Source organism: Aliikangiella sp. G2MR2-5 (assembly GCF_015687155.1).
Classification (GTDB): Bacteria; Pseudomonadota; Gammaproteobacteria; order Enterobacterales; family Kangiellaceae; genus Aliikangiella.
The window spans coordinates 1-290 of the sequence record NZ_JADPQF010000034.1 but is presented as its reverse complement, the minus strand read 5'-3'; the positions used below and the strand labels follow the sequence as shown (position 1 = coordinate 290).

General features: G+C 49.7%; 1 protein-coding gene. It reads right to left on the bottom strand.

Annotated elements, in window-relative coordinates:
* Positions 1-290, bottom strand: a 290-nt coding sequence (locus tag IYN84_RS20900) for a phosphopantetheine-binding protein (RefSeq protein WP_196141226.1), incomplete at both ends; no start/stop codon positions are given.

Here is a 290-nt window from a genome sequence, read left to right as displayed (position 1 = left end):
GTGCGCATCCACAACTGGCTCTATCGCACTGTAACCTTTATCATTTAACGGCTCTTTTAGTAGCGCTGACAAGCCTCGAATCGTCGGATACTCAAACAGATGTTTTACCGCAATCTCTCGATTGAGTTGCTGTCTTATTTGAGTGACCACCTGGGTCGCAAGCAAGGAGTGGCCTCCTCGCGCAAAGAAGTTACATGTTACCCCCAATTGCTCACACGGCAGCAACGATAACCAGATCTGATGTAGCGACTGTTCCAGCTCTCCCTGAGGAGCAACCAGACATTCCTGTC